The sequence below is a fragment of the Streptomyces coffeae genome (assembly GCF_016741875.1).
Taxonomy (GTDB): Bacteria; Actinomycetota; Actinomycetes; order Streptomycetales; family Streptomycetaceae; genus Streptomyces; species Streptomyces coffeae.
On the sequence record NZ_JAERRF010000053.1, the window covers coordinates 24719 to 31172 of the forward strand.

8 protein-coding genes are annotated in these 6454 nt (G+C 67.6%); 6 read left to right on the forward strand and 2 right to left on the reverse strand.

What is annotated here, in order from left to right:
• Positions 1–258: 258 nt before the first annotated feature.
• The 4 genes from JK363_RS39770 to JK363_RS39785 all read left to right on the forward strand — a co-directional run bounded on the left by JK363_RS39770 (position 259) and on the right by JK363_RS39785 (position 4016).
• Positions 259–1098 carry an IS5 family transposase gene (locus JK363_RS39770; protein WP_201883221.1) on the forward strand — a complete coding sequence of 280 codons (840 nt, stop codon included), beginning with the start codon at positions 259–261 and terminating at the stop codon, positions 1096–1098.
• A gap of 572 nt (positions 1099–1670) precedes the next feature.
• A complete protein-coding gene (locus tag JK363_RS39775) occupies positions 1671–2672 on the forward strand; it encodes a DUF6192 family protein (protein WP_201883222.1) in 1002 nt (333 codons plus the stop codon).
• Between the two features lie 2 nt (positions 2673–2674).
• A complete protein-coding gene (locus JK363_RS39780) occupies positions 2675–3094 on the forward strand; it encodes a RacP protein (protein WP_201883223.1) in 420 nt (139 codons plus the stop codon).
• Between the two features lie 73 nt (positions 3095–3167).
• On the forward strand, positions 3168–4016 hold the full coding sequence (locus JK363_RS39785) for an IS5 family transposase (protein ID WP_201883224.1): 849 nt from the start codon (positions 3168–3170) through the stop codon (positions 4014–4016).
• Between the two features lie 46 nt (positions 4017–4062).
• On the opposite strand, the gene JK363_RS39790 is transcribed toward JK363_RS39785, so the two are convergent.
• A complete protein-coding gene (locus JK363_RS39790) occupies positions 4063–4938 on the reverse strand; it encodes an aminoglycoside phosphotransferase family protein (RefSeq protein ID WP_201883227.1) in 876 nt (291 codons plus the stop codon).
• 312 nt (positions 4939–5250) lie between these two features.
• On the opposite strand from JK363_RS39790, the gene JK363_RS39795 reads away from it, so the two are divergent.
• Complete coding sequence (locus tag JK363_RS39795; protein WP_236076518.1) at positions 5251–5487, forward strand: DUF308 domain-containing protein; 237 nt, start codon at positions 5251–5253, stop codon at positions 5485–5487.
• A 37-nt stretch (positions 5488–5524) separates the two neighbouring features.
• Here JK363_RS39795 and JK363_RS44490 read toward each other — a convergent pair whose 3' ends face one another.
• Positions 5525–5740 (reverse strand): hypothetical protein, encoded by a 216-nt coding sequence (locus JK363_RS44490; RefSeq protein ID WP_307822069.1) that lies wholly within the window; start codon positions 5738–5740, stop codon positions 5525–5527.
• A 167-nt stretch (positions 5741–5907) separates the two neighbouring features.
• Between JK363_RS44490 and JK363_RS39805 the strand changes: the two genes are divergently transcribed.
• Entirely contained in the window at positions 5908–6126 is a 219-nt protein-coding gene (locus tag JK363_RS39805; protein WP_201883225.1) for an EF-hand domain-containing protein, read from the forward strand.
• Positions 6127–6454 lie beyond the last annotated feature (328 nt).

Consider the following 6454-nt stretch of genomic DNA (forward strand, 5'->3'; position numbering starts at 1 on the left):
ATGCTGTCACGGGTACCCTCGCGCCTATCTGTGCGAGCTCCAAAAGAGCGTTTTGTCCTGGCGAGGTTGTTGGGTGGCGCTTCGGTGGTGAGCGGCTCTGAGGCTGACGAGGCGGTAGTGTCCAACGGGAGCTGTGTGGCTGAACGCGCCGGCCCTCGGCCCGTTTCGATGTGTTCGCTCCTGTCTGATCCCAAGGCGCCCCCGGTTGCCGCCGTTTGCGCCCTGGGGCGGTGCCGCGCCTGACGGTACTACCGAAACATGACGCGACAGCGCCCATATCCCAGCGATCTGTCAGATGCGCGCTGGGAACTGATCGGACCCACGCTCACCGCCTGGCGGGCCGAGCGGAGAGGCAGGAGCCTGGACATCGGCCGCCCGCCCGAGCACGACCTGCGCCGCATCATGGACGCCATCCTCTATGTCGACCGCACCGGCATCCCATGGCGGTACCTGCCGCACGACTTCGCTCCGTGGGAGACGGTCTACGGCTACTTCGCCGCATGGCAGAAAGAAGGCGTCTTCGGCCAGCTCAACGGCCTGCTGCGGCGCCTGGTGCGTAAGGCCGAGGGTCGGGATGCCGAGCCGACCGCCTGCGTGCTGGACGCGCAGAGCATCAAGACCTCGGCCAATGTGCCCACAGCCGGCCAGGGCATCGACGCGGGCAAGAAAATCGCAGGTCGCAAGCGGCACCTCGGTGTCGACGCCCTTGGGTTGCTGCTGGCCGTCTGGGTGACCGCGGCCAGCGTCTCCGACAACGCCGGCGGCATCCACCTGCTCTCCCAGATCGCCGCCACAAGCTCTCACGTGACCAAGGCATGGGCCGACACCGGCTACCGCACCAAGGCCATCGACCACGGCGCCCGCCTCGGCATCGACGTCGAAGTCGTCCAACGCACCCCCGGAGTCAGAGGATTCAAGGTCGTTCCCCGGCCTTGGGTGGTCGAGCGGACTTTCGGCTGGCTCATGCACCACCGCCGACTCGCTCGCGACTACGAAACCCACCCCCACCGCTCCGCAGCCATAATCCACGTCGCCATGATCGACCTCATAAGCCGCAGACTCACCCGCGAAACCACCCCGAACTGGCGCGACACCTGAACCTCGAACCAAACAACCTCGCCAGGACAAAACGCTCTTTGAGTGCGTGTTTCTGATCCCCGGATCTGAGTAGCCTTGAGCTCTACGCTGGCGTGGTGTCCAAGGGCACCGGGCGGGCTGGGGAGAGGAACTGTCGGGCTTGTGGCGGCCGGTTGAGGTCGAGTTCGCGGCCTGACGCTGTGTTCTGTTCCGCGGCATGTCGTGCCAGGCAGTGGCGCATGGAACGCCGGCTGCGGAAGCGGCTGGCGGCCGTGCAGGGCGGTGCGGGCGAGGTTGAGTGTCCCGAGTGCGGGACCCGGTGGGTGGCCGGCGTCGACCGGCGCTCGAACGCTGTGTACTGCTCGCGCCGGTGTGTGGTGAGGGCATGGAGGCGCCGGAAGGAAACGTTCGACGAACGGGCACAGTGACCGCATCGCGAACGCATCCTCAGTCCAACTTCGCTCAAAAGTCGGGCATTTATGGTCGTTCGTTGTGATCAGCAGATTTACAGCCTGACTCTCGGTGATGAGCGGGTCGTGTCCACGTCACGGACGTAAGCTCCGTGCTGCGGCCCGTATGGGTGGTGAAACCCCATGCCAGAGGAGATCGACAAGGTCGGAAGCGTCAGCCAGTCTCGTTACGAGCAGATCGTGTCCGAGCTGCGAGACGTGGTGGAACAGCAGACCCGCGGGCAGTTCACGATCGGGGACCGCGCCCTGGAGATCGAGCCGATGAGGGAGTCGGGCGGCCACAACGCGGTCGACCCAGAGTGGTCGGTGACCGCGACGCTCACACGGCTGGCCGAGGACATCGGCCTGAAGTTCAGCACGGTGAAGTCAGCGAGGTGGACGTCCTCGCGCTGGCCGGCCGACCGTCGACAGAAGGGCGTCTCCTACACCGTTCATCGGATCCTGGCCTACATCGAGAACGACCAGGAACGGTTTGACGCGATCCTCAAGCCCCCTGGGGGCAGGGCCCGGTGGACACCGGACGACGCCAGCCGACGGGTCGGCAACCGGGTCGAGACACCGGTGACGCCGAAGGAGAAGATCACCGCGATCCACACGCTCGCTCAGGACGACCAGGTCGCTGCGGCAGTGACCAGTGACTTCCTGAAGCGGCCGGAGGTGACGACCAAGGTGACGGCGGTGGACAAGGCCCGGGTGGTGGAGGAGTTCACCCGTGACGAGCAGGTGGCCACCACGGCGGCCACGAATCTGCTGCGCCGGCCGGACGTCGCGTTCAAGGCGATGAGTGACGACACCGCCCGCTTCCAGGTCAACCATGCCCAGGCCGAGCGGTCCCGGCAAGCCCGCGATCACTTCGAGGACACCAGTCCGGTCGCACCGGCGGTGAAGAAGATCGACCGGACGGTGGAGTTCCTGGACCTGGTCACGGCCTGCCACTCCTTCGTCGCCGCGGCCGGCCGGACCGTCCCGGGCCTGCGCGACCGCACCTTGAGCGAGGACGAGGCCGGCATCGTGCACCAGAACGTCGCCAAGGTGCGGGCGACGCTGGACTGGATCGAGACCGCGGTCGACACCGGCAAGGTCGATATGGATGACGAGCTCGCCCGCATTCTGCGGGGCGAGTAGTCGTGCCCCGCGCCTCACGGCGCCGGGGCGATGCCGCCCAGCGGCATGCGGACACTCTGCGGTTCGTGTTGTTCGAGGCCAGACCCGCGGGGCTGCTGTTCCCTCAGTTGACCCGCGCGAGCGGGCTTTCCCCCAGCCAGGTCCGGTCGGGGCTGGCCGCGCTGCGCGACGTCATCGCTGAAAACGGCTGGCCACCGCTGATCTGGACCAGGGCCGACGGCTACCAGCTCGGCGCCGAACGGGCCGCGTTGGAGGCATACGAACGGGCCGTTCTCACCGAGAAGCTGACCGAGTTCCGCCGGTTCATCACCGGCACCGTCGCCCCGCACGCCGCCGCCCACCCGGGCGACAAGTGGGTCAAGCACATCGTCGCCCAGCTCAACTCCATCGAATCCACCCTCGACCTCGTCGTCTCGTCCTGACCACCACGGTGTCGGTCGCCCGGCCCTCGGCTGGGCGACCGACACCCCTACTACTGCTGGAGGGAACCGCCCGATGCGTCGCCGCCGCTATCCCTCCGACACCACCAACGCCGAATGGGCCCTGATCGAACCACTGTTGCCGACCCCGGCTTGCGAGACAGCCAAGGGCGGGCGGCCCGAGAAGCACCCCCGCCGCGAGATCGTCGACGCCATCCGCTATGTCGTGGATACCGGCTGCAAATGGAGGGCCCTACCTGCGGACTTCCCGCCTTGGCGCACGGTATGGGGCTTCATGGCCCGGTGGGCCGCCGCCGGCGTCATCGGGCAGATCCGCGACCACCTGGCCAGCCGGATACGCTGCGGGATGGGCAAAGGCCCCCGCGCGGTCGCCACCGTCATCGACTCCCAGAGCGTCAAGGCCGCCGAGACCGTCAGTCGCGACTCCCGCGGGTACGACGCGGGCAAGAAGATCAATGGACGCAAGCGCCACATGGTCGTCGACACCCGCGGCCTGCCCCTGCTGGTCTTGGTCACCCCGGCCGACCTGCACGACGCGGCCGCGGCCAAGGAAGTCCTCTTCCGCCTCCGGCTGATGCACCCGGAGATCACGATCGTGTGGGCCGACTCCGCCTATGCCGGCAAGCTCGTCGGCTGGGCGAAGCAGCACCTCAGCTTGACGATCAAGCCGGTCAGCCGCCCCAAGGACGCCTCCGGCTTCGTCGTACTGCCCCGCAGGTGGGTCGTCGAACGCAGCCTTGCGTGGATGATGCACGCGCGGCGGCATGCCCGGGACTACGAGCGACTCGTCCAACACTCCGAGACGCTGATCACCTGGGCCGCCATCACACTCATGACCAGGCGCCTGGCACGGAAAGGCGCCACCCCCAGCTGGCCGAGGAAACCAGCGCCGGCCGACGGCTGACCGCCTTCCCCACCGGGCACGAGAAGATCGGGAATACCGGGTGTACTCACCGCGTCAACGCGAGCAGTTCATCGATCACCCGTTTCTCGCCACCGTCACCTAGGTGGGCGATGGCAGCAAACGGCGCGATCACCTGGCTCCAGGCGTGGAGCCGGTCGCCATCGAGCCCGCACGCCGCCGCCACCCGCGCGCAGCGGGTCTCGACGCCCTCCAGCCCGGCGCCGGCCACGACGTAGTCCACGGCGTCGAAGCACGGATCACCGACACAGGCCTTCGGATCGATGGCCATGAGACCACGCTCCGCGCCGCCATCGAGCACATTGCCCAGATGCAGGTCACCGTGGAGCAACACGGTGTTCGATTCCGTGTCCAGCAGCCGCTCGCACCGCTGGATGGCCCTGTCCCACGCGGTGACGTCCATACGTGCACTGATCGCAGGCTCGGACAGCCGCCTGCCAACCCGGACGAATGCCTCCTCACACCGCCCGCGCAGCACACGCGTCGGCAGCGGAGGCAGAGCGACCCCGTGCAGGGCGGCGAGCAGATCCGACCACTGTCCCGGAAGCGAAGCAGCAGGCATGTCCTCCGCTGGCGTTCCGGGCACGATCTCCTCCAACACCATCGCGCCTGCCTCCTCGTCGAAGGCCAGCACAGAGGGCACCCGGCCCGAGGCAGCGAACCACCCCAGCATGCCGACCTGCTCGGCCAGAAGGGCCCGCTCCGGACTGATTTTCAGCACCGCAGGAGTGCCGTCGGGCCAACGGCACCGTAACGCGACCGACGAGGCACCGTCCGGGAGGGACTCACCGAGCGAAAGACCCCACTGGGACGTCAGCCGCGCGATGAGATCAGGCGTGTCAGCGCACCATTCGGCAACCTGGGGACCGAATCGACGTACCAACCGCGTAGTGACGCTCTCCACATCCACCAGCAGTCGTTTCACACGGGTCAGTCTGCCGCTCGCGCGATCTTTGTCCACCGCTTTTCCACCGCTCACTGTGAACGCGAGCCGACGAGCGAATCGGACCAGAGCAGTCACCCATCCTTCGCTGATCACCCGTGACGAGCCACGGGATGAGAAACACGCACTGAGCGATAGGCGAACGGCACGGTCGTCCTATGGATGAGCATGCCGACGGCGGCTGTTCGGCTGGGCAGACCCCGCTCGAGTCATCGTCGACTTCATCGCCTACGAGGCCGAGCCCGGCGAGGTCACGTGCAGCCTCTCCACTCGATGGCGTCGGCCGGCTTCCGCCGTGAACTGCACCACGAGTGGGTGCTGTTCCTGGCCGGTACCGCTTCGGTCGTCGCCGGGGCGCTCCTCTGGGCCCGCCCGGACGTAGGCGCGATCACCATCGCGCAGGTCATGGGCATCTACGCACTGATCTCCGGGGCGTTGGTGCTGGCCGCGGCCTGGCGGCTGCATCACACCACCACCGCAGCACACTCGGCCCACCACGCCCGGCACTGATGACTGGGCACCTCCTACGAGGGCCGGCGACGGCCTTTCAGCCGTCGGTCGAGTGCGGCGCCGGGTGAGGTCGTCGCACCAGTCCCGTGCCCAAGGGCGCAGGGGTGTCCGTGTCCGCGTCGGTGACGCCGTAGGCGGTGAACTCCTGGTCCTCGTACCACTCCGCGCCGGCCAAGCCCCCGCGCAGGATCTGTTGCCGCTTCTGCCCTTCCTGATCGGTCAGTCTGCGCACCCGCTCAGGCTCGCCCACCACACCCCCAGCGATAGGAACGGACGTCACCGCGCATCCAACCGCCGCTACCGCCAACCCGGCGAACCTTCCCGGTCACAGCACTGGGCAGGTTGGGCAGCCCCCGCGTTGCTCCGGGCGGACGGATAATCTGGGCCCGTCAGCGAAGATCACAGAAGGGCGGAGAACACATGGCAGAGATCATGGAGATGGCGGCGCGGAAGGTCTTCGAGCGCTACGACGTCGACGGAGACGGCTTGGTCACCGCGGACGAATACCGGAAGGTCGTGGCAGAGTTGGAGGGCTCGGAGATCACCGAGTCGGAGGCCCAGGAGCTGATCGACTCGCTCGACACCAACGGCGATCGGCAGATGTCCTTCGAGGAGTTCTGGGCGGCCATGAATGGCTGACACAGCCGGGACCGGCACGTGAACGTGCCGCAGGCGGTGTGGCCTTGTGTGGCCTTCCCGTCATCGCGTGGAATGCGGGCGCGGCACGTGCACCCCTGACGGCGGTGGACACCGCCGTCAGGGCCCCGCGCACGGCGAGCGCATCTGCGGCCACCTCCCGCACCTCGCGGGGCATATCCCGCGGCGTGCGGGCCTGGCAGCGCATTCCACCAGGCACCCCAGCGCGCGGATCCCGCCTTCCAATGAAGCTGCGCCATCTTGAAGTAGCTGGTCAGGGTACTGGTGTGACGCCGGTTCGGTGTGCTCGTGCTGGTCGTGGGTGGCAGTC